24 protein-coding genes and 1 pseudogene are annotated in these 22,149 nt (G+C 44.3%); 10 read left to right on the top strand and 15 right to left on the bottom strand.

Features of this window, described 5'->3' with window-relative positions; translation table 11 throughout:
• The first annotated feature begins 2 nt into the window (after nucleotides 1–2).
• The 4 genes and pseudogenes from F0232_RS00250 (at nucleotide 3) to F0232_RS00235 (ending at nucleotide 3,256) form a co-directional block, all read left to right on the top strand.
• The gene (locus F0232_RS00250) at nucleotides 3–761 is read left to right on the top strand and encodes an IclR family transcriptional regulator (protein ID WP_105058489.1); all 759 of its coding nucleotides are present in this window, start codon (nucleotides 3–5) and stop codon (nucleotides 759–761) included.
• A gap of 9 nt (nucleotides 762–770) precedes the next feature.
• Nucleotides 771–1,640 (top strand): L-ribulose-5-phosphate 3-epimerase, encoded by an 870-nt coding sequence (locus F0232_RS00245; RefSeq protein WP_105058490.1) that lies wholly within the window; start codon nucleotides 771–773, stop codon nucleotides 1,638–1,640.
• A 9-nt stretch (nucleotides 1,641–1,649) separates the two neighbouring features.
• A pseudogene (locus F0232_RS25225) lies at nucleotides 1,650–1,973 on the top strand (hypothetical protein).
• Between the two features lie 71 nt (nucleotides 1,974–2,044).
• The gene (locus tag F0232_RS00235; RefSeq protein ID WP_105058491.1) at nucleotides 2,045–3,256 is read left to right on the top strand and encodes a sugar MFS transporter; all 1,212 of its coding nucleotides are present in this window, start codon (nucleotides 2,045–2,047) and stop codon (nucleotides 3,254–3,256) included.
• 158 nt (nucleotides 3,257–3,414) lie between these two features.
• On the opposite strand, the gene F0232_RS00230 is transcribed toward F0232_RS00235, so the two are convergent.
• The 3 genes from F0232_RS00230 to F0232_RS00220 form a co-directional block, all read right to left on the bottom strand.
• The gene (locus F0232_RS00230) at nucleotides 3,415–3,552 is read right to left on the bottom strand and encodes a hypothetical protein (RefSeq protein ID WP_162884311.1); all 138 of its coding nucleotides are present in this window, start codon (nucleotides 3,550–3,552) and stop codon (nucleotides 3,415–3,417) included.
• A 247-nt stretch (nucleotides 3,553–3,799) separates the two neighbouring features.
• A complete protein-coding gene (gene rpe / locus F0232_RS00225; protein ID WP_105058492.1) occupies nucleotides 3,800–4,465 on the bottom strand; it encodes a ribulose-phosphate 3-epimerase in 666 nt (221 codons plus the stop codon).
• Nucleotides 4,466–4,498: 33 nt separating this feature from the next.
• A complete protein-coding gene (locus F0232_RS00220; protein ID WP_105058493.1) occupies nucleotides 4,499–5,104 on the bottom strand; it encodes a beta-phosphoglucomutase family hydrolase in 606 nt (201 codons plus the stop codon).
• Between the two features lie 243 nt (nucleotides 5,105–5,347).
• On the opposite strand from F0232_RS00220, the gene F0232_RS00215 reads away from it, so the two are divergent.
• Nucleotides 5,348–5,557 (top strand): hypothetical protein, encoded by a 210-nt coding sequence (locus F0232_RS00215; protein ID WP_061032095.1) that lies wholly within the window; start codon nucleotides 5,348–5,350, stop codon nucleotides 5,555–5,557.
• A gap of 244 nt (nucleotides 5,558–5,801) precedes the next feature.
• Here the strand turns inward: F0232_RS00215 and F0232_RS00210 are convergent, their stop codons facing one another.
• The 6 genes from F0232_RS00210 to F0232_RS00185 all read right to left on the bottom strand — a co-directional run bounded on the left by F0232_RS00210 (nucleotide 5,802) and on the right by F0232_RS00185 (nucleotide 11,254).
• Entirely contained in the window at nucleotides 5,802–6,686 is an 885-nt protein-coding gene (locus F0232_RS00210) for an L-ribulose-5-phosphate 3-epimerase (RefSeq protein WP_105058494.1), read from the bottom strand.
• A gap of 8 nt (nucleotides 6,687–6,694) precedes the next feature.
• On the bottom strand, nucleotides 6,695–7,342 hold the full coding sequence (locus tag F0232_RS00205; protein WP_008215914.1) for a 3-keto-L-gulonate-6-phosphate decarboxylase UlaD: 648 nt from the start codon (nucleotides 7,340–7,342) through the stop codon (nucleotides 6,695–6,697).
• A gap of 4 nt (nucleotides 7,343–7,346) precedes the next feature.
• Nucleotides 7,347–8,168, bottom strand: a complete 822-nt coding sequence (locus F0232_RS00200; RefSeq protein ID WP_061032092.1) for a pyridoxal phosphatase — start codon at nucleotides 8,166–8,168, stop codon at nucleotides 7,347–7,349.
• A gap of 20 nt (nucleotides 8,169–8,188) precedes the next feature.
• Nucleotides 8,189–8,887: an L-ribulose-5-phosphate 4-epimerase gene (locus F0232_RS00195; protein ID WP_061032091.1), complete on the bottom strand. Its 699-nt coding sequence runs from the start codon at nucleotides 8,885–8,887 to the stop codon at nucleotides 8,189–8,191.
• 9 nt (nucleotides 8,888–8,896) lie between these two features.
• Nucleotides 8,897–9,364, bottom strand: a complete 468-nt coding sequence (locus tag F0232_RS00190; RefSeq protein ID WP_061032090.1) for a PTS sugar transporter subunit IIA — start codon at nucleotides 9,362–9,364, stop codon at nucleotides 8,897–8,899.
• Nucleotides 9,365–9,436: 72 nt separating this feature from the next.
• Complete coding sequence (locus F0232_RS00185) at nucleotides 9,437–11,254, bottom strand: PTS ascorbate-specific subunit IIBC (protein WP_105058495.1); 1,818 nt, start codon at nucleotides 11,252–11,254, stop codon at nucleotides 9,437–9,439.
• Between the two features lie 341 nt (nucleotides 11,255–11,595).
• Between F0232_RS00185 and ulaR the strand changes: the two genes are divergently transcribed.
• The 4 genes from ulaR (at nucleotide 11,596) to F0232_RS00165 (ending at nucleotide 14,516) form a co-directional block, all read left to right on the top strand.
• Nucleotides 11,596–12,351, top strand: a complete 756-nt coding sequence (gene ulaR, locus F0232_RS00180) for an HTH-type transcriptional regulator UlaR (protein WP_061032088.1) — start codon at nucleotides 11,596–11,598, stop codon at nucleotides 12,349–12,351.
• A gap of 122 nt (nucleotides 12,352–12,473) precedes the next feature.
• Nucleotides 12,474–13,541, top strand: a complete 1,068-nt coding sequence (gene ulaG / locus F0232_RS00175) for an L-ascorbate 6-phosphate lactonase (protein WP_008215922.1) — start codon at nucleotides 12,474–12,476, stop codon at nucleotides 13,539–13,541.
• A 66-nt stretch (nucleotides 13,542–13,607) separates the two neighbouring features.
• Nucleotides 13,608–13,850, top strand: a complete 243-nt coding sequence (locus F0232_RS00170; RefSeq protein WP_105058496.1) for a hypothetical protein — start codon at nucleotides 13,608–13,610, stop codon at nucleotides 13,848–13,850.
• 204 nt (nucleotides 13,851–14,054) lie between these two features.
• Nucleotides 14,055–14,516 (top strand): hypothetical protein, encoded by a 462-nt coding sequence (locus F0232_RS00165; protein WP_105058497.1) that lies wholly within the window; start codon nucleotides 14,055–14,057, stop codon nucleotides 14,514–14,516.
• 72 nt (nucleotides 14,517–14,588) lie between these two features.
• Here F0232_RS00165 and F0232_RS00160 read toward each other — a convergent pair whose 3' ends face one another.
• The 4 genes from F0232_RS00160 to F0232_RS00145 all read right to left on the bottom strand — a co-directional run bounded on the left by F0232_RS00160 (nucleotide 14,589) and on the right by F0232_RS00145 (nucleotide 19,018).
• Nucleotides 14,589–16,820 (bottom strand): hypothetical protein, encoded by a 2,232-nt coding sequence (locus F0232_RS00160; protein WP_105058498.1) that lies wholly within the window; start codon nucleotides 16,818–16,820, stop codon nucleotides 14,589–14,591.
• 380 nt (nucleotides 16,821–17,200) lie between these two features.
• Nucleotides 17,201–17,539: a Fis family transcriptional regulator gene (locus F0232_RS00155; protein ID WP_105058499.1), complete on the bottom strand. Its 339-nt coding sequence runs from the start codon at nucleotides 17,537–17,539 to the stop codon at nucleotides 17,201–17,203.
• Nucleotides 17,540–17,738: 199 nt separating this feature from the next.
• Nucleotides 17,739–18,713 (bottom strand): Gfo/Idh/MocA family protein, encoded by a 975-nt coding sequence (locus tag F0232_RS00150; protein ID WP_105058500.1) that lies wholly within the window; start codon nucleotides 18,711–18,713, stop codon nucleotides 17,739–17,741.
• Between the two features lie 2 nt (nucleotides 18,714–18,715).
• Nucleotides 18,716–19,018, bottom strand: a complete 303-nt coding sequence (locus F0232_RS00145) for a putative quinol monooxygenase (RefSeq protein ID WP_061032082.1) — start codon at nucleotides 19,016–19,018, stop codon at nucleotides 18,716–18,718.
• Nucleotides 19,019–19,124: 106 nt separating this feature from the next.
• Between F0232_RS00145 and F0232_RS00140 the strand changes: the two genes are divergently transcribed.
• Entirely contained in the window at nucleotides 19,125–20,063 is a 939-nt protein-coding gene (locus F0232_RS00140; RefSeq protein WP_061032081.1) for a LysR substrate-binding domain-containing protein, read from the top strand.
• Between the two features lie 43 nt (nucleotides 20,064–20,106).
• On the opposite strand, the gene F0232_RS00135 is transcribed toward F0232_RS00140, so the two are convergent.
• Together F0232_RS00135 and F0232_RS00130 are read right to left on the bottom strand one after the other, a co-directional pair.
• Nucleotides 20,107–21,315, bottom strand: a complete 1,209-nt coding sequence (locus tag F0232_RS00135) for a winged helix-turn-helix domain-containing protein (protein ID WP_105058501.1) — start codon at nucleotides 21,313–21,315, stop codon at nucleotides 20,107–20,109.
• A gap of 34 nt (nucleotides 21,316–21,349) precedes the next feature.
• Entirely contained in the window at nucleotides 21,350–21,997 is a 648-nt protein-coding gene (locus F0232_RS00130; RefSeq protein ID WP_105058502.1) for a DsbA family oxidoreductase, read from the bottom strand.
• Nucleotides 21,998–22,149: the final 152 nt, after the last annotated feature.

Below are 22,149 nucleotides of genomic sequence, written 5' to 3'. Positions count from 1 at the left end.
ATATGAGTGAGCAAATTAAATCGTTGTCTAAAGCACTGACTGTTCTGGAATTCCTTGGGAATTATCCTAATGGCGTTTCACTACAGAAAGTGTCTGAAGGGACAGGCTTCAATAAGTCTTCTGTCCACCGTATTTTGGCAACGTTTGAAGCCTCTGGTTATGTTGCTCAAATGTGCTCAGGCAAAGAGTATCGCTTAACAATGAAGCTAGTTCAGCTAGGTCACGCAGCCATCAACTCTGACGTGACTGGTACTGTTAAGCCTTACCTCTCTGAGCTGCTCGACGATGTGAATGAGACGGTGAACTTTCTCTCTTTTGACGCTGACAACATCATCTTCAAAGATAAGTTTGAACCGGTAAATTCCGCGTTTCGTACTCGCACATACGTCGGTTTGCACTCTCCTATGTACTGCTCTGCCGCTGGTAAATGCTACCTCGCGTTCAGCTCTGACGCTGTGCGCGAAACCTACTGGCAGCGCAATGTCAGCACCATGAAGCCATTAACTGAGAATACGATTCTCGATAAATCTCAGTTTTTCGATGTTCTCGACAAGATCAAAGCGCGCGGTTATGCACTGGACGATGAAGAGAACGAAGCGGGCATTTCTTGTGTTGCGGTCCCTATTTTCGACAAGAACAAATCCCCTGTATACGCGGTAAGTGTCTCTTCACTAACGCCAAAAATGAAAGCGTTAGGCTATGAAGAAATTGCCAACAAAATCCAAGACATCACGGCGCGTATAGAACAACAACTCTTTTAAGGAAAAAGAATGTTTGATTCTAAAAACAAATTCAGATTAGGTATTTACGAGAAAGCAATGCCGGCTTCTCTCACTTGGGAAGAACGTTTTATTTATGCTAAAGACGCAGGTTTCGACTTTGTCGAAATCTCTGTCGATGAGACCGACGAGCGTCGTGCACGTCTCGATTGGTCAGACGAAGAAATTTACGAGCTTCGCCGCCTATGTGAAAAGCATCAAATGCCTTTCCAATCAATGTGTCTAAGCGCACACCGTAAATTCCCATTCGGTTCTATGGATGAAGGGATTCGCACAGAGTCTTTCATCATCATGGAGAAAGCGATTTCTCTTGCATACAAACTGGGCATCCGCTGTATTCAAATGGCGGGCTACGACGTGTATTACGAGCCACAATCATCTGAAACACATGCACGCTTTATCGATGGTATGAAGCAAGCAACGAAAATGGCAGAGCGTGCTGGCATTATGCTGGGCGTGGAGATCATGGATACGCCTTACCTCAACTCGCTAAGCAAGTTTGAAGTACTAAAACGTGAGATCCCATCTCCTTACTTCATGGCCTACCCAGATGTCGGCAATATCTCTGGTTGGAATTACGATGTTTGTACTGAACTGAAACTGAGCCGTGACCACCTAGTTCAGGTGCATCTAAAAGATACACTGCGCGTTTCTGAAACCTGTAAAGGTCAGTTCCGAGATCTTGTGATTGGTGAAGGCCAAGTCGACTTCCCTGCAATTTTCAAAACCTTGGCAGACATTGATTACAGCGCACCACTAGTGATCGAGATGTGGGCTCAAAATGACAACTGGTTAGAAGACATCAAACAAGCGAAAGCAACCTTGAAGTCAATCGCGAACCAATCTGGCTTTGAGCTATAAGGAGCGATCATGACTATTTTTCGCACCGCATTTTTCGAAGCTGATTTAACCGAAGAGCAAAAACAAGACTTCTACCAATACATGGAAAATGAAGTCGCACCGATCATTCGCACTTTCCCGAATAATCAGGGTTTAACGTTGAATAAACCTGAAGCGATTGAAGCAGAAAGCCATAAAAACCTGCTACTTATGATGCAGCACAGCTACTAAAGTGAGTCAGCAATGGCGGAAGCCCTCGACTCTGACGCTCGCATTAAAAGCATGCACGCTACTAAGGTGATCATCGAAAAATACAATATTCATGTGCATCACATTAATTTTGTACGTGACTAATTGTTAGTAACTTAAATCAAAAGCAGAAGATCATCTTCTGCTTTTTTTGTCGCTATTTATAAGGAATCACTATGAAAGTATTCCAGTTAAAAGATGCCCCTCTGGTTTTGCTGTCTCTGATATTTTTTATCTGGGGGCTAATCACCGTTTCAAGTAACTCACTCATTCCTTATTACAAAGAAGCTTTTGCTCTCGACTATAAAATGGCAATGCTGTTTCCGATGGCGTTTTTTATCACTCGAGTGACCGTCTCGCTTCCGACATCATTCGTAATGGCAAAAATCGGCTATCGCCGCACATTAAAAGTCTGTTTACTTTGGTGTGTATTAGGCTGCTTGGTGATGGCTTATTTAGTCCGCTCACAAGAATTAACGCTTACCTTGCTTGGTATCTTGTTAATGGCATCGGGGCTCTCTGCTATTCAAGTCGTCAGCTCACCTTATGTGTCTCTGCTTTCAACACCCGATAAAAGCGTGATTAGACAGAGCATCGCAACAGCGTCTAACTCGATAGGAACGGTGTTGGGGCCTTTAGTACTGAGTGCGGTAGTAGTGATAGCGACAAGTTATCAAATTAACAGCACAGCCGAGCAAGTCTCCATTCTCTTTCTACTGATCGCGCTCTTTTTCCTTGGTTTGCTCGTATTCTTTCAGCGCATTGATGTCCCTGATATTAAACCTAAGCAACTAAATGGCTTCTGGCGTGGGTTGCTAACGTTATTGAAAAATCACCCTTTCTTAAAATTGGCTCTGGTTCTTCTGTTCTACATTGGGGTTGAAGTGAGTTTTGGTACTTTCACTATCACCTACCTGGCAGACGCAAAGTATGGTGATTTAGGGCTTATCTCAGCTACCCAAATCATTGCTGCGTATTGGGTATTTATGTTTATTGGCCGTTTGTTGTTTGCCAAGTTTGGCCAACGTCTGAACTCACACACTCTGTTTTTGTGTTCATGCTCGGTTGCCATTGCTATCAGTATCGTCGCATTGCTGTTTGATCACCTTTGGACAGGCTATTTACTGCTGGTCGTCGGCCTTTGCAACTCGACACTTTATCCGATCATTTACGCTCAAGCGCTTCAAGCTGCTGGCAAACAGAGTTCACAAGGAGCCGCGATTCTGATCATGTGTTCTATTGGTGGAATTGCATTGCCTTTTGTACAAGCGAGCTTAATTGACGCATTTACGCTGAGTATGAGCTATGTTGCGCCAGCATTGGCTTATATCGGCATGGTCGTGTTGTATTGGTCGGTGGTGAAGCACCAAGCTAAATCAATCGCTTAAATAGAGTTTAAATATAACGATGAGATAGAGATCAGCATGACTGATGAAGGAAGTACAAGGGAAGTAAGGAAAAGTTGAATTGAGCTTGAACTAAGTTGTATCAGTAGGTGATATTGCATCACCCCTGATCACACTTAGCTAGTGTTTATCTGTTGAGATTAAACCCAAGCAGAAGCAACAAGTAGGATGATTGCACCCATAATTGCCGTAGACTTTGCAAAGAAAAGAACTTCATTCATTACAGAAGGTTTTACTAATGTTTTGCTGCTTTCGTTTGTGATTACTGTAGCATTCATTGTTCGTTCTCGTTGTTGTGTGATCTATGGCTAATTTTCCTCCTAAATGTGATTGAAGTCAACAATTTCTGTAGTTTTATTACACAATGGTAAATCGTTAGTTTGGTCACGCTATAGATAAGCTAACCACACCTTAAGGCTCTTCTAGACAATATTCACTCTAGATTGAGAGATATAAAAAAAGGCTTGGAGCCCCCTTTAGATCAAGGGGAGACCAAGCCTATTAATTGTCGAGCCTTTGTTGGCGCTACTTAGCCAATTCCGCTCTCAAAGCGTCAATCGTCTGCTGATAGTCTTCACTATCAAAAATCGCCGACCCAGCAACAAACATGTCAGCACCGGCATCAGCAATCTCTTTTATGTTATTTACTTTCACCCCACCATCGACTTCCAAACGAATTGTGCGCCCCGTTTGGTTAATACGTCGTCTAATTTCACGCAGTTTATCTAGCGTCGCAGGAATAAACGATTGGCCTCCAAAGCCAGGATTCACAGACATCACTAAGATAAGATCCACTTTGTCCATGATGTAATCCAAATGGCTTAACGGTGTTGCAGGGTTCAGCACTACGCCCGCTTGGCAACCACACTCTTTGATCAGCTGTAGCGTACGATCAACATGTTCAGACGCCTCAACATGGAAAGTAATCATACTCGCCCCTGCTTTTGCAAAATCAGGGATCATTGAATCAACGGGTTTTGCCATTAAATGGACATCAATGGGAGCAGTAATACCGTAATCACGCAGAGCCTTTAGCACCGGAGCACCAAAGGTTAAGTTAGGTACATAATGATTATCCATTACATCGAAGTGAATCACATCAGCACCTGCTGCAATGACATTTGCAACATCTTCGCCTAAACGAGCAAGATCAGCAGACAGAATGGAAGGCGCGATAAGGTAATCTTTCATAGGGTTCCTTGAGGTCATTATTGTATATTTGAGTTATTCGTTGTTGGCAGGTATGAAGGTGGTGACAACCCCCTCTTCCACCATAAAACAGTCCATCCCGGCACTGCTCGCCGCTTGCTGCCCTATGAGTGTGTCTTCAAACACAACACAGTCACTTGGTAATACATCAAGTTGCTGCGCGACTTTCAAAAACGTATCTGGGTGAGGCTTGTGATTATCGACATCATCGGAGGTCACAAGCGCAGTGATCATTGAAGGAATGTCGGTGGTATCTAGAATGGCTTTAGCATGCTTAGCTTGTGCGCCCGTACCAATACCCACTTTCTTGAGCTGATAATAACGCTCTAATATGGCGTAGGTTTCAGGTAATACGTCGCCCTTGTGCTCAATTGCTTCGAAGTTTGCAATTTTGTCTTTGGTGATCAGTTGTGGGTCAAGAGATAAGTCATATCGCTTCATGATCTCAAGCGTGACTTTGCGTGAAGGCATGCCACCCAGTTGATCCAACCACTCTTTGTCATAAGGGATGTTGAACTTACTGCAAGTCAATTCCCAAGCATGGGCGTGGGCAACCATGGAATTAACCAAGGTACCATCTAAGTCAAAGATAATTCCTTTATATTTGTCTAAATTCGGCATGACTTTTTTAATCCTTTTACCACTTATCATAATAAGAACAGCGCAGCGGAACTATCAATTCTTGTTGTGAATATGATCTCCGCCACCAATACGGTAAATAGTTTTTGCAGTGGTAAACAATAAGTGCTTTTACTCTTGAAATCCTATTTTGATCGGATCGATATCCGTTTTTGAGGAATGCGTATAGAGTTGAATAAAATGAAAGTGATATAGTCCACCAAAATTCAATTTTGGAAAAATACCATGCATTCAACCGACGCAATTGAACTCGTCAAACTAGGCGTAAACATCGAAATCACAAAAGACTCTTCTCTACACCCAACAGACGCACTAGAAATCGTAAAGATTGCCAGTGAGATTGGTACTCACGTTACCGTGAAGAAGAAGTACCACACTGAAGTTCTGATGGAGATGGCAAAGGTAGGACGCGACCACATCACTGTTGCTATCTAACCAACGGCGATCGAGTCCTTCACCGCAGAAAAAGCAGAACGTGCAACATGTTGGGGGCAATATGCTGCACGTTTTTATTGTCAGAAAGGAGCATGAATTTTCTGACATTAGCGATGTTTGATTCGCTAATCGATTAAGCCAACTGAGCTGCTATTCTGTTATTTTTGCGCAATCTCAATCTACGCGATTAGCTTCCAAGCGCTTCTTGTCCAAACGATTTACTTCCAAGCGATTAGCTCCCAAGCTATTCATTTCCAAACAGGGGCATAACACCCGTTTGACGACAAACTTCGTTTAAGCGAACCTGAGCTTTCAAGATGTTCTCTTTCCAATGTTCATCTTGCGCCCACATTTCGATAACAAGTGGTACTACACACTCCGTTTCTTTCAATGTTTTGAAAATCGCATTGAAATCGACTTCTCCCTCGCCAATCACTAAATCACGGAACTGCCCTTTATATTCAGGAGTGACGCGATACGTGTCTTTAAGGTGAATCTGCGTAATACGCGGCTTACTCAGCTTAAGCTCTGTCACGATGTCATAGTTCCAACCTGAGATATTACCGACGTCTGGATACGCAGTGAAATAAGGCGAGTCAATCTCACGGCTCAACACTTCAAACTTACTCAGAGAGTTAAGGTAATCCGTATCCATGATCTCAACCGCTAGCATCACCCCTGCTCGCTCCGCTAGTTGTGCCGAGAGCTTCATACCTTCGATAAAACGCAGGTGTGTCGCTTTGTCTGCAGGTTCGTAATACACGTCATAGCCTGCAAGCTGAATGGTGCGAATGCCCAACTTGTATGCCAACGTAATGGACTTCTCCATATGGATAACGGCTTGCTCTCGCACTTTCGGATCGGCTGAGCCAAATGGGAACTTGCGGTGTGCACTCAAACACATCGACTGCAACGGCACTTGATGCTCTTCACACAAGCGGCGTAGGCCATAAACCTCTTCATCGCACCAGTCTAAACGGCTGCGTCTTTCATCAGATTCATCGACCGAAATTTCAAGGAAATCAAAGCCTAACTCTTTCGTCGTTTTTAGCTTATCTTCCCAACTTAAGTCATTCGGAAGGGCTTTTTCATAAAGCCCGACACGATGGCGCGTTAAGTTTTGGTACATAACGCCTCCTAGTTCCAGTAGCGGTTGATTTGCTCTTTCAGTGCTTCAGCGGTTTCTTGGCCTTTTTCACCCGCCAACGCGCGGCCAGCAATGAAGGTTTTCGCTTTAATGCCTTCAAATAGGTACAGATCTTCTGGCACGATACCACCAGTGATAGAAAGCTCGATACCCAGCTCAGACAGAGCACGCATCTTCACTAAGTCCGCTTCTGTCCAGCCCACGCCCGCCAACTCAGCATCACGAGAACGGTGATAGATCGCTTGTGTAATACCTAAATCAACCCATGCTTGAGCGTCTTCCATTGTCCAGTTACCGTAGATCTCGATTTGAATTTCGCCATTGAACTCATCAGCGACTTTCTTACACGCATCAATGGTCGCAATGTGCGCAGCAGCTGAAACCGTAATCCAGTCAGCACCTGCTTCAAATGCCATACGAGCCAAAATCGCGCCACCATCTGTGGTTTTCATATCACACACTAAGATATGGTCAGGGTGGTTTTTACGCAGTGTCGAAACCGCCTTCATTCCTTCAGCGAACGCAAGGATAGTCCCCACTTCAATCACGTCTACGTAGCTCTCTACGTTGTTCGCCACTTCAATAGCAGCAGGTAGGTTCGTTTGGTCTAGGGCGATTTGAATCATTGGTTTAGTCATGGTTTTATCCTTTAATTTGTTCACGTATTAGATGGGCAAGGCCATCTTGATTGTTGTCTGTTTTGCATACGGCTTGAGCGTTCGATTTGACGGTGTCGTCAGCATTAAACATCGCTACACCTAAGCCTGCGTATTGAAGCATTGATATGTCATTGTGATTGTCGCCAATGGCAATCACTTGAGAGGGTTGAAACCCCAGTTCATTCACGTATTCAGCAAGGCGTAAGCCTTTACTATTTCCCTTGGCGGCAAAGTCGATTCGGTTCGACCACGAACGTTCGCCATTAAAGTGGCCTTTAACCCAAGGCGTTTGCATTAAACGATCAACCGACTCTTGCTCCCCTTCCACCACAAACTTCCACACAAACTCGGTGTTCTTCGCCGTTTCGGAGAATGAATCCACGCGATAGATATTTGGCTTGTGGTGCTCTGGTGCTTGCTCAGCCCACTCTTCCAACGCCAACATGTAGGCGAATGGGTTGTAGTTGGAGTAAGTCATCGCATCGGTGATATACATCACCATCTTCAGCTTGTATTCCTGTGCTAGGTCGATGAACGTCAGAGCGTGTTGATGTTCGATAGCGTCCTGAGTTAAAACGGTCTCGGTTTGATAGTCATACACATAGGTTCCGTTGCAGCAGATAATTGGAGTGTCTAGCCCCAACTCATAGTAATAAGGCCTTGCTGCGGTGTGATGCCTACCAGTCACGATCATCACATGGCAATGTTGCTTGGCCTCTTGGATCGCTTTTTTCACTTCAGGATGGATAGTGTGATCATCGGTCAACACGGTTCCATCAAGGTCTAACGCCAATACTTGATACATCGCCTCTCCTCACATCACGCTTATTGCTGCCCGTAGTAAGCATTTTCACCGTGCTTACGTAGGTAATGTTTGTCTGATAGCTCCGGCTGAATCTTGATGCCACTGTTCAGCGAGCGTGTAGCCAATGCCATGGCCGACACTTCCTCTAGCACCACCGCGTTATGTACGGCGTCTTTGGCATCTTTGCCCCAAGAGAAAGGCGCATGCCCCGCCACAATCACACTCGGTACTGCCATCGGGTCGATACGGCGCTGGATAAACTCTTCGATGATCACCAAGCCAGTGTTTTTCTCATACTGATCCGCAATTTCGCTATTTGAGAGCTTGCGAGTGCACGGAATATCTCCGTAGAAGTAATCAGCGTGTGTCGTACCGAGAGCTGGAATATCAATGCCCGCCTGCGCCCAAATCGTTGCACTGCGAGAGTGGGTATGAACAATGCCACCGATTTCTGGGAATGCTTTGTAGAGCTCTAGGTGAGTAGCAGTATCACTTGAAGGATTCAGTTTGCCTTCGATGATGTTGCCCTCTAAATCCACTACCACCATGTCTTCAGCCGTCATGTCACTGTATTCAACACCTGAAGGTTTAATCGCTATCACGCCATTTTCACGGTCAAACTCAGAAACATTACCCCAGGTAAATGTCACTAAGCCGTACTTAGGAAGCTGCAAGTTTGCTTCTAAAACACGTTGTTTCAATTGGCTATATTTGGACATATCGACTCCTTAAGCCGCTTCAGCTTGTGCGAGCGCCATATCAATCAGGTTCGCCACATCTTGCGGTGTTTTACATGCACGTAGTTTTGAGAAATCTTCATCAAACTCGATTAGGTTCGCGACCTGCATCGTGCCTTCAATGTGCTCTTCTGAATCTTTACCTGCCAAAGTGATCAGCACATCAACTGGCTCATCTACATCATCAAAAAGAACTGGGGTTTCTAGGACCGTTAACGCAAAACCTGTTTTGATCACGCCATCTTCTGGGCGGCAATGCGGTAGAGCAAATGCGTCGTGAATACAGATGTATGGGCCTTCAGCCGAAATCGCTTTGATGATCGCGTCGTGATAACGCTCTTCAGCCACACCTGCTTTAACTAGAGCATCAGTACCGATTTTGATAGCCGACTGCCAGTCGGTTGCTTTTGCATTAAGTTGGATTGAGTTGTTGGTAATCAGAGATTCTTTCAAGTTCATTGTTTTGCTCACTTAGTAATTTGTTATTAGTATTTTTATTAGCCCAGCCGCTTTGCCGCTGGGCTAGCTCAATTATTTGTGGAAGTTGTTTTCGATAAGTGAAATCAGCTCATCACCAAAGGTTTTCACCATGATCATGTTCTTCACTGCTAGCTGCTGTTTACCTTCCGGTAGGTTGGTAATCTTTTCAGCCAGCGCAACCGAAGTAACGATGATGTCGAATGAACCTAAGTGTGATTTGTAGTCTGTGATTGCACTGTTGAATGTGGTTGCTGGAATCCCTTTCTTATCTAAGAACTCTTTGATCTTCTTAGAGCACATCATTGATGAGCCTTGACCAGAGCCACAGCACACGAGAACTCGTACTGGTTTCTGTTCAGTAGCACTGCTCGCTTGTGGAGCCTCAGCCACCGCTTGAGATTTCACTGGCGCTTGAGAAGTGGGCGCTTCAACCTCAACCTCTACACCTTCTGGTGTTACTGCTGTTATGGTTTGTGCTTGTTGCGCTTCGCCGTCTTCTTCAGCACGTAGTGCTTTCGATGCGAAGTACATGTACACACCAGAAAGTGCGACAACAACAAAGAAGAACATGCTAGAGCTAGAGATACCTTGCATGATTGGTGGGAATACGAGAGCCCAGTCAGCCATACCCATCCAGCCGTTAAACTCAGTACCTGATTGCGCGAAGATGTGAATAGCCCAAGCTGAGCCAACTACTTCGATAATGCCCATCACGAAACAGATCTTCATCACCGCTTTCCAGCCACCGAAGTGGTTAGCGAACACACCAATCGTTGCGTTAGAGAAGAACATTGGAATAAAACCAGGGATAATCATAATTGGCGCATCGAAAGCCAACATCGCCAATACTGCTGTGAATTGACCCACTGCACCCCAAAGGAAACCGAACACCATTGCGTTTGGTGAGTATGCGTAGATAGCCGCACAGTCAATCGCAAGAACCGCATTCGGGATGAGACGTTGAGAAATACCGTTGAACGCTTCAGAGAGCTCGGCAACGAACATACGTACACCGGTTACGATTACTTGAATCGCTACTGCGAATTTCAGACCCGTTTCGAAGATGTAGATAAGCCAGTGCGTGCTACCTGCCATCTCTTGAAGGTTATCAAGACCGAAAGAGAGAAGGATGATGCCGAAGAATGCCGTCATGACTAACGTAGTCGCAGCAATACTGTCGTGGAAAATGTGTAGCCATTTCGGTAGGTTAATGTGATCAACGCTGTCGTTTTTATCACCCAACTTCGGAGCAACTTTAGTTGCAACCCAAGATGCAAATTGCTGTTGGTGACCAATCGAAAAGCCCGCTCCACCTGTCACTTCTTGTGTTGGCTTGAACATGATGTTGGAAGAGATGCCCCAGTATAGAGCCATCAGAATTGCAGAGTAGATGATGGTTTCCCACATACCCGCGCCTAGCACGAAATAGAAAACAGCAATCAAGCCAGCTTGTTGGAACATGATGTGTCCCGTAAGCATGATGGTACGGATACCCGTGATTCTGCGGAAGGCAACCAATAGAATGTTGATGCCTAGCGCCATAAGTACTGCGTACCCAACCCAAGAGTAATTGTCACCCATGGTTTCCATTGTGGCCATCATGGAGGTGTAAGGGTCGATTACCGAGCCTGTCAGTCCATGAATTTCACTCATCTTTTCAATAACAGGTTTAAAACCTGCTACCAGCGTTCCCGCACCCACTTGAACAATCATAAAGCCAACAATGGTTTTGATTGAACCGGAGATAACGGTTGTTGCGTCACGTTTGAGAAGGATGTAACCGAGACAAGTTACGATACCAAGCAGCAAAGGTGCTTTGGTCATAACCTGACTATAAAAAATATAGAAGATATCGTATAAGAACTCCATATCTTTACCCCTGATATAATTTGTATTTTTAATGATTTGTAGGATTCAGTGATGTCTTGTTTTGCTCACGAGATAGACTTTAACAATCAAAAGTAATCATTCAATGCTCACTTGTGATTACTTTGATTTATATCAATTATCCACCATTAGAATGTGGTTAATTGGGCATTGGATCACACCCAAAAACATAAAAATCAACAAAAACAACAACTTATAAAAACTTGTGATTAAAGTCTTGTTTTACAACAGCAAGGATTTGACAATCACAAATGTGATTATTAGAATCAAAACAAATCAAAAGTAATCATCAAGTTGTCACAACGACAAATAGAGTGATAAATATGAACGAAGTGCAAAGACACAACGGCATCCTGTCGTTACTAGAAGAAATGCAGACGATTAATGTCTCTCATATTATTGATAATTTTAGTGTTTCACCGGCGACAGCTAGACGTGATATCGCAAAATTAGATGAGCTAGGTAGACTTCGAAAAGTACGAAATGGCGCCGAAAGAATAGAAAACCAAAAGAGAAAGTGGTCACCGCTCAATATCAACAGTACTGAGTTTTATGAAGAGAAAGCTCAAATAGCGCATGCCGCGGCCGAGCTTTGTCAGGCGGGTGACACTGTAGTCATAAACTGTGGTTCCACCGCTTTCCTTTTGGGTCAACAACTGTGTGGAGAAGACGTTCAGATCGTAACGAACTATTTCCCACTAGCCAGCTACTTGATCAACGAAGATCATGACGACGTGATCATCATTGGTGGCCAATACAACAAGGCACAAAACATCTTTTTAAACCCAGCACCAAACTCATTGGGTGGATATGCCGGGAACTGGATGTTTACGTCAGGTAAAGGGTTAACTGATGCAGGTCTCTATAAAGCCGACATGCTAACCGCGGTTGCCGAGCAACAGATGTTAGAACAAGTCGACAAGTTAGTCGTTGTGGTAGACAGCTCTAAAGTTGGACAAAGGACCGGAATGCTGTTTTGCGATGCTAAACAAATTGACATCGTAATCACCGGTAAAGATGCCAACCCAGACGTGGTTAAAAAGATTGAAGCTCAAGGGACGCAAGTCATCTTAGTGTAAATCTTATGGGCTAACCCGCCCTCAAATAATAATAAATTTCAGCTCAGTGCCTTAGTCCAAATTAAGGCGCTCGGCTCCCTACATCCAAAATTAATCAAATTATTGAAATAAAAGGTATTATCATGAGCAATGTAAACGAAATCACTCGCGAGTCTTGGATCCTAAATACATTCCCTGAGTGGGGCACATGGTTAAATGAAGAGATTGAACAAACTGTAGTTGAACCAGGCACGTTCTCTATGTGGTGGCTTGGCTGTACAGGTATCTGGTTAAAATCAGAAGAAGGTGCAAACCTATCAATGGACTTCTGGTGTGGTACTGGTAAGAAGACACAAGCGGTTCAAAAAATGAAAAACCAACACCAAATGATGCGTATGGGTGGTGTTGAAGCGCTTCAACCAAACCTACGTACTGCTATCTTCCCGCTAGACCCATTTGCGATTAAAGAAATTGATGCGGTAATGGCATCACATGACCATGGCGACCACATCGATATCAACGTTGCAGCAGCAGTTCTACAAAACTGTGGCGATCACGTGAAATTCATTGGTCCTAAAGCGTGTGTTGATTTATGGATGAAATGGGGTGTGCCAGAGGATCGTTGTGTTATCGCTAAAGTTGGTGACGAGATTCGCATCAAAGACGTAAACATCAAGGTTCTAGACGCATTCGACCGTACAGCGCTTGTCACTCTTCCAGAAGGTACGTCTTCTATCGATAAAGACATTCTGGATGGCATGGATGATCGCGCAGTGAACTACTTGGTAGAAACAACTGGCGGCTCTGTTTACCACTCTGGTGATTCTCACTACTCGAACTACTACGCGAAGCACGGTAACGACCACAAAATCGATGTAGCATTGCTTTCTTATGGTGAAAACCCACGTGGCGTGACTGATAAAATGACGTCTTCAGATATTCTTCGTGCTGCTGAATCTCTAAACTGTGAAGTGGTGGTTCCATTCCACCATGACATCTGGGCTAACTTCCAAAACGACCCACGTGAAATCGAAATGCTATGGAACATGAAGAAAGAGCGTCTTCAATACGGCTTCGCTCCTTTCTTCTGGCAAGTGGGTGGTAAGTACACTTACCCAACAGACAAAGGTCGCATGCACTACCAGCACTTCCGTGGCTTTGCTGACATCTTCAAGAATGATCCAGAACTGCCTTACCGCGCATTCCTATAACCATTAACCTTACTCAATAAGGGAGCACTTTGCTCCCTTTTTTAATATTCAAATAAGGAAGTTGGTATGCTGTTACGTGAATTCAAAGAGCACTTTTGCCGCGGAGACTTGAAAGCTGCAATTGGAGTGATTCCACCAGGAACTAATGGTTATTACCTGCTCGTAAAGAGTCATAAGTGGGGAGTAAACAGTTTTCTTGAGTCTGACAGAAAGATGCAGCCGAGGGTGTTCAAGAGTCAGCAAGCCTTGCTAAATGCAGCCAAGGCCATTGGCTTCCCTTATCAAGAGATTGATATTCAACATTTATAATCAACGCGCTAATCTCTCATGCAAGCCAATAAATGATACTTACCCGCTAAACAGCCAAGATATTCAGGAAGTGAATAACTAAAAGAACTTAGTATTTATTAATCCACTCGATAAAAATAATTCTTACAATTAAGTCCCTTTATTCGTTAATAATATTGTTACTCAACGGCATAATAGTCACGAATCCATTCAATGAGTTAGGTTATGTTCTGCAAGCGCCTTTTGGCATTGGTTTTACCCATTTCTGTTATCTTTTCTACGCACGCTGAAACCTTCGGTGAGCGAATAGAGCGCATCGAGCAAGAAAACGCACTAGCGAAAACCATGAGCGAAACACAAGCTGAGTTAATACAGAAAGTCGTTCAAACTAATCATTGCGCTAAAGTAGCATTGGTTCATCACCAAAGGATTCTAGGTCAATACAAGAACCCAACCTCTTCTTCAGAACTATTCGTTAAATGGCGAGAGCAAGGCAAGCGACTAGACAGCAAATATGAAACGAACTACCCGGGCTATCCCAAGCACGTATTTCAAGAATACCCAGCCGCTTCAAGCAAGGTTGATGGTTACCTATTTGCCTTAATTGACAATGGCTTGAATGAAAAGTCATGGGTCGCCAAAGAGTTCAAACAGTGCAAAAACAACAAGCTGATTTCAAGAGCCTAATTCAATCTTGGCAAAGAGTGGGCTTCCAAAATAGAAGCCCGACAAACAACTGAAAGCACCTCGAGTTTCACGCTAATAAAGTAGAAACAACCCTTCATACCCGCCAATTTCTATCTGATTAACATATTCACCAATATTGCCATCTGCATCGACTGGCTTCATCGGAACATCCAATGTAATCGTCAGTTTCTCTATCTCATAAAAGCTTGCGCTCTTACCGTGGAAGTCAGTGCGATACAGCACTCGCCCATGATCAAACTCTCTCGCTAACACCATATCTTCAGGTCCACCAGCGACCACTTGCTCTTCAGATTGGTAGATAAAATAGGTAAATGTCGGCAATACGTGTGTCATTCCATCGGGTAAGTCTTGGTGTACCATTTCGTTCATCGATGTATCACCGACTATGGTGTAATCAGCCGGCACAGGCGTACTTGTCGAGAGCATTAGAGGGATCGCGTCAAAGCTTTGTGGAATGTGGTTCGCTGGCTCACCTAACTCAATAGCTAACAGCGAGCTTGGCTGATACGCCAAATTCTTAGGTATACCACTCCGCCAAAAGTTATCTGATGTGGTATTGCCACTGCCATATACATAGCCGTTATTCCATTGGTTAAAATAGCTATAGTGAGGGTGGCGACTCAAATGGTAAATCGCTAAAGCAGAGTACTGATCTTGCTTCCAGTTTTGTTCACTATTCCCGTAATGGTGAACTCGTCCATAGCGCGTAGTTGCCTGAAAAATAACGCCCTGCTCAGCATAAGCGAGTGCAGAGTTATCCCAATGTTTTGATATTCCTGAGTAGCCACTAAAACCGGTAGAAGGGAAAATATAATGCTCTCTGAGGTATAGAGACCCGGCTTCTCGTAAGTGAGATTGACCATTTCTTCCTAGCAAATTTGCCGTTCCTATATTCAATCCAATCAACGCAGCACTATCCAACAATGATAGATTTTTCAGGAACTCTGAAAATTGCAATTTATAGATTGTATCCGCTTCACTTGAGCCAGCGACCGCACCAAGCTCCTGGACATGCCCACCAGAGTAAACAAAGAATTGATTAGAGCCGATCAGCTTATTGGTATCATCGTTGTAAGCACCATTGAGACCTTGTTCGCCCCAACTTTGTTGGTAATAGCCCTGTATTGCCGATAGGTAGTCCAAACTATCCATATTCGTTAACGCCCAAGAGGAATTTGCACTCCACATTCGACCAAATGGAATGACTCTCGATTCCCAGCGAAAGCGAGCGGTAGCATTTTTGTTTGTGCGCTTGCGGTACTCGCTTTGTGACAAGTAGTTATCACCATTGAGGTCTGCAGCGACATCAAAACCACGGATTTTTCGCCATTGGCTGATAAGACTTCCATCTGGCGTGACTGTTGGTGCATCGGTCAGTTTCACCGTCGGAAAACTGTTTTTCAGCGTCACGTCTTTCAAACGCGGGCGGTCTTGTGGGTTATCCCCCTGCCAACGAACCCTAACAACATAAAAGCGCCCGCCATCTCTTACAAAGGTTGAACCAAAATACTGCCCACCACCATAGCTTGCACCACTGCCATCGTGTGTCGATGCTCTCACCCAATCACTTGGTGGGTTCCAAATCACAAACTGGTTTTTGGTCATATTGAGGGTTCTATCTTTCTTGATCTCTAGTGTTTGCCACTGCGATACCAACCCATGAGAATCAACGGCTGCTGGGTATTCAATCCAAAACTCGCCACCTGCAGCAAACTGAGAAAACTTGAAGGTTAAACGATCAAACGGCTCAGCATGGTAGATATAAAGCGCTCCACCGCTTTCGAAACTCTCAAATACGTCCGCATCCCACGGTGGTTGTTGGTAAAGCCAAAAACCCGCATGGTCTTCAGTGGCTGTGTACCCGACAATTACGGGTTTTCGGTTTAAAAGCGTGTTTTCACCGTGCGTTTTATCAACTTCAGCAATGACCGTATCTTCGGAGAAATGAAGGAAATAGTCTTCGAAATTAATGCCATCCAACTCGGCTTGATTACGCAGATCGTTCTCCAACCAACCCGAATTCACCGCCATCGCTTGGTTATACATATAACCAATTGTTGTAGCGTGCTGGTTGTCAGTAATGTCTGAATAAGCGCCGAATACAATGTCGCTGTTAGCGATCTCCCAATCGATAACATCATCCGCAGACAAAGGAGAGCCGTCGAGAGCAGTGCCGGGCTCATGTTGCCCAGGTAATACTACCGCTGTACCAACGGCAAATGAGTGACTAGCAACCAAGTATGATGGTATGAGCGCTAGTACCCAGAGATTGTAGGTTTTCATTATCAAAACTTCCTAATCGATACTGTCGTAACTCATATAACGAGACGAAAAGTCAGCCAACTTACGTGTCAATTTAGGAATCAAAATAAGAAAAAGTATTGGTTAGATATAAGTATTGATCAAGGGTGCTCCGCCTGAAAGCCAGTTACCTGCCAGCAGCCTATATAAATAGATATTCAAACTCAGCGCGTTACAAGGAAAACTCAAAACTTATAATCTTAATTTTTCTCGTAAGGTAACTTTCACAGATAGTGAAAATTGAGGGGGCAATTATTCTCAAAATGAGAATTTTGGATAGAAAGAGATTGTGGTGTTTCCAAAGCAACACCACCAAAATCCGGTACCGTTGATCAAATATCAAGATGGTTCAGGGGGGAGAATTACAGCCTTAAATTCCACTTACCTTGGTGGTCACGGTCGCAATTTTCTTGTGTATCGAAGCTTAGGTGCTTATCAATGCTCTTCAGCTTAATCCCAACCTGATTGAATGCGCTTTGAATAACGGAAGCCACCTGCTGTTGACCACCAACCTCTAAGAAATTCGTTCTATCTTGATTGCTATCGAATACACAGACGATTTTCAAACTTTGCGGAAATGAAGAGAAGTTGACCGAGTGAGTCACCCACAAAAAACCATCGAAGCCTTTTAGCGTGTCTTCACAAACGTCAGTTAGCACATCTCTGATTTGATTTTCGATCTTCTTATCTGATTTACGCATGAAGCAGGCATCCTATTTAACACCTTAAAAAATAAGGTTTTTAAGTCAATATTGTCTTAACCGATATTGGACACTGTGGCTGTTTCAAATGCAAAGTATTTATTGAGGATAATGGGCGAGAGGGATTAGAGAAACACCTCATGCTTGATAGCTTACGAAGCTACCAAGTATGAGGCGTGTACAGGGTTTGACAAAGAAACTAGCTCGCCGCTTGTTCCCAATCAGTCAGTAACTTCATGATTACGCGAGAGTCTTGATGAGTCGCCATAGGTGCTGCAAGCTGTGTGTCACCTTGCTCAACCGCTTTTCGGATATTGCGCACTTGATAATGGAAGCCGTCACCTTGCGCTTCGACTTTTACTTCACGTTTCGATGTTTCATAGATCTCAACCGTGAATGTATTCTCTTCAGTCGGTAACCATGGGTTGGTGTCGAGAGTGATGCAACCTTTGCTGCCTAAAATCGTAAAGCCATGCTTTAAGCCGTGGTCTTCTGCAGTATGGATTTGCGCAGTGAAGTGGTCATTGAATCGCATCATTGCTGACGACTCGCAGATATTTCCATCTTGACTACGTCGGCCAATGGCTGAGATCTGCAGATCATCAAACACACTCTCACCAAACTGGTGTTGCGCGACAGAGTGAATCAGCGACATTGGGTAACAACCCAAGTTGTATAGCGCACCTTTACTCGCAGGGTTCACAAACTGGTCAATCGCCGCAACGTATGAGCCTTGAATTGAGCGTACTTCACCAATCTCACCAGTCGCCAGTTCTTGATGAAGCTTGGCAATCAATGGATGGTTTAAGTACATCAATCCTTCTGCGAAAAATACGCCCGCTTCTTCTATGGCTTGTAAAGCTTGTTCGGTTTTTTCCATATCAACCGATAACGATTTTTCACACAGAATCGCTTTGCCTTTTTGAGCGGCTTTAATCACGTATTCGTGGTGGACGTGGTTAGGTAGCGCGATGTAGATAATGTCGACCGACTCATCTTCAATCAAGGCTTCATAGCTGTTGAAGGTTCGTGTTGGTTGGTACTGCGCTGCAAACTCATTGAGTGTTTTCTCTGTGCGTCCTGCAACGGCATACAGTTCACTTAGAGTATCGCCTTTAATCGCATCCGCCATAACGCCTGAGATAAAGCTGGTTCCTAGGATTCCCCATTTCATGCTTAGATATCCTTCTTGTGAGTTTCAAAGGCTTGTACTAATTCAGTTATATCACGCTCGATAAATGCTTGCGTATGAGGCATTCCAAAGTGCTGATTGATCGCTTCGCGGTTAACGTATTGTTCCAGCAAGATCACACGATCGCTTTGGTTTTCGTCATAGGTTGCTATTGCTTGTAGGCAGCCCGATTCGCTCCGCATATCTAGGCAAAACTGTTCGATGGCTTCAACCGCAGCCTCACGTTCAATATTGGTTTTAATCTTAAGTTCGGCAGTAACAAAGATGGTTTCGTTCGTTTGAGGCATTTCACGCTCTTATTTTAGTTAATTATCGATTTGCCATTAATATAATTAACCCCTAATAATTGATAAACTCACCTTTTGTTTATTATTTATCAACCAAGAGTGTTTAATGGATAAGTTAACCAGCATGAAAGTCTTCGTTTACGTAGTGGAACAGGGCAGCTTTCGCAGCGCCGCCAACCACTTCAACCTGTCGGCGACCATGATCAGTAAACATGTCCATCATCTTGAATCGAGCCTCAACTCTCAACTGATTCATCGCACCACACGCAAGCAGTCTTTAACCGATTCAGGGCAGCTCTACTATCGAGAATGTAAACGAATTCTGGAAGACATCAGCAATGCTGAAAATCTAATTCAAACCTTAGAAAACCAGCCTCAAGGCACGGTCAAAATAAACTGCCCAGTGACCTATGGGAACAAGGTGCTTGCCCCGATAGTGGCGAAGTTCCTTGCCAATAATCCGACGATTAATGTCGAGCTCGTACTGAACAACGATCTTGTTGATCCCTACTCTTCGGATATTGATTTAATTGTGCGAATTGGTGACCTGTCTGACTCCAGTTTAGTCGCCAGATATTTAGGGGATTACGAGATGTGTTACTGCGCAGCTCCTGCATACCTAAACCAACATGCAGAGATTCGTGTATTAGAAGATCTCGCGCGACACCCATCACTTGGATTCAGTTATAGCAGTCGTCGTGATGTGAGTGGTCGAGATGCACAAACGCGGAGTACGCAAAACAATGAAGCGCAACTCCTAGCCTCTCAGAACCACCAAGCAACGCATAGCGCGGTGAATAAAGGGCAAGTGCGTTTGATGTCGAATAATGGGGATGTGTTGCGATATGCAGCCCTACAAGGCGTGGGCGTGTTGTTACAGCCGACTATCTTAGTCTCAGAAGAGATTGAGCGTGGTGCTCTGTTGGAAATCCTACCCGGCATGGCGCCGTTACCCAAGCCGATTCACTTGCTCTACAAAACCAAGCAACTGTCGTTGAAGAACAGAACCTTTGTCGAGTTTTTATTAGCCGAGCTTGCTGAATAACGAGATGGTTTATGTAACTAGGGCTTTTAAGCAGCGATAAACGTTAAACCATTTGCCAATGACTCATCAAGCGCTTGCCAAGGTCGGAAGGCGTGGTGTTATGGACGACCACCTCATCACATTGGTTAAACACCATGAAGTGCTTTAGTTCTTCGCATAAAGCGTGAATCAATGACTCATGAGTTTTAACTCTGTCTTCAACAACTAAGTTGCGAATGTTGAGTAAACGGGTCTTCCTGTCAACCTTACAATCCATTCGCGCCACCAGCTTACCTTGCCACAGAATCGGTAAACTAAAGTAACCAAACTGGCGCTTGGCTTCAGGAACATAACACTCAAGAAGGTAATCAAAGTTAAACAGTGATTGCATTCGCTTACGTTGAATCAACAGATTATCGAACGGAGACAATATCTTTAACTTAGTTCGAGAAAGAGACTGATTCAGAAGCTCAAACGCATTAGGCAACACATAATAGTCAGAGCCTTGAACATCCACCTTCACGACTTGTTTGTCTTCAAGCATCTGCTGGAGTGTTTTCTGAATCAGTGGTTTGGTGTTCTTAAGGAGATAGCTCATCTCAGATGCGATTCCCACACCGTTCGCTTCTAAATAACGCGTGATCAGATGCTCGATGTACTCTTGTTCTGTCGGCTCAGAGGTATCAATTCCGCTCGGTAGAACTCGCTCGGTTAGGTCATACACCTTATGAAAATTAACTCGGCTTGGCACCATTAAATCGCCTTGCATGAACAAGGTTTCTAAAGCTTGCTTAGCCGGTTTACCGCCCCAACCTCCGGGGTTTGGTCGATCCCCTTCAAAGTCTTTCGCCATCAACGGCCCTTCATTCTCAATACGTTTGAGAACATGAGCCATCAGTGCGTCATCCTTTTTATACCAATGCTTGAGCTTACCGCTCGCAAAGCCATTCTTGCGATGTAGGCTGAAGCGGAAGTCACGCATAGGTAAATACGCAGCGGCATGCGACCAATATTCAAACACTTCTCGACGCTCTAACAGCTTATCCAGATGGTTCAATTGGTAGCCCTGATTGCGATTCCACAACGTATGATGGTGGGCTCGCTGAATCACCGAAATGGTATCAATTTGCACATAGCCAAGGTTTTCAATCGCAGACAGCGTGTTCGCCAAAGCGCCCCCACTACTTTGCTTCTTTGGGGGTTGCTTCTTAGGTGGCAATTTTTGTGAAAGCAATACCATTTTTTGTGCTTGTGCGAGTGAAAGTGATTCCATGAAATTCAGACTCTAATTAATACCAATGATCGGCTTATGATTCGGCCATAAGCTCTTGAAGGATTTGCTTATACGTTTCGACCGTCTGTGCGCCAGTGACTGCACTTTTGCGGTTGAATACCACAGTAGGAACAGCTGAGATGCCCATGCGTTGCCATTCAAACTCTTGCGCTTCTATTTGCTTTAAGTTGTCGATGTTCTTTAGGCGTTTCAGTGCCTTCGTTGAATCCAAACCAACCGCTTCAAGTTCTTGTGCAATCACTTCAAGATCAGACAGATCTTTTTTCTCTGAAAAGTGCGCAGTAAAGAAGCGTAGCTTTAACTCAGTCTGTTTACCGTGCGCGAGAGCAAAATCAAGCAGCACATGTAGGTGACGTGAATTCACCATTCTCATGCTGTCATAGAAATTGAAATCAAACCCAACCGCTTTGCCACGAGCTGCCAGCTGCTCACGTGAACGTTGGCTCTCTTCCGCACTAGAGCCGTATTTTCTCATGATATGCTCACGCAGGTTTTCACCCTCTTGTGGCATATCTGGATTCAGCTCAAACGGCTGCCATTCAAGTTCAATTTGTTGTTCTAAGCCAAGTTCTGATAAGGCTTGCTCTAGGTTTTTGTAGCCGACAACGCACCAAGGGCACATTACGTCAGAAATAATATCGAGTTGAAGTTTCTTGCTCATCGTCATTCCAAATATCGTTGCTAGGGCGTATCCAATTCGAAATGGATACCCATATTTCTGATCAGACTACAATAAACTGAACACTCGTTCAAATTTAACTCAATGCACCAGTAGCGAACAAAAAAGCCGACTCATGTTAGTGAGTCGGCTTT

The sequence above is a fragment of the Vibrio sp. T3Y01 genome (assembly GCF_013114525.1).
Taxonomy (GTDB): domain Bacteria; phylum Pseudomonadota; class Gammaproteobacteria; order Enterobacterales; family Vibrionaceae; genus Vibrio; species Vibrio chagasii_B.
This window is presented reverse-complemented; position numbering and strand designations above follow the sequence as displayed.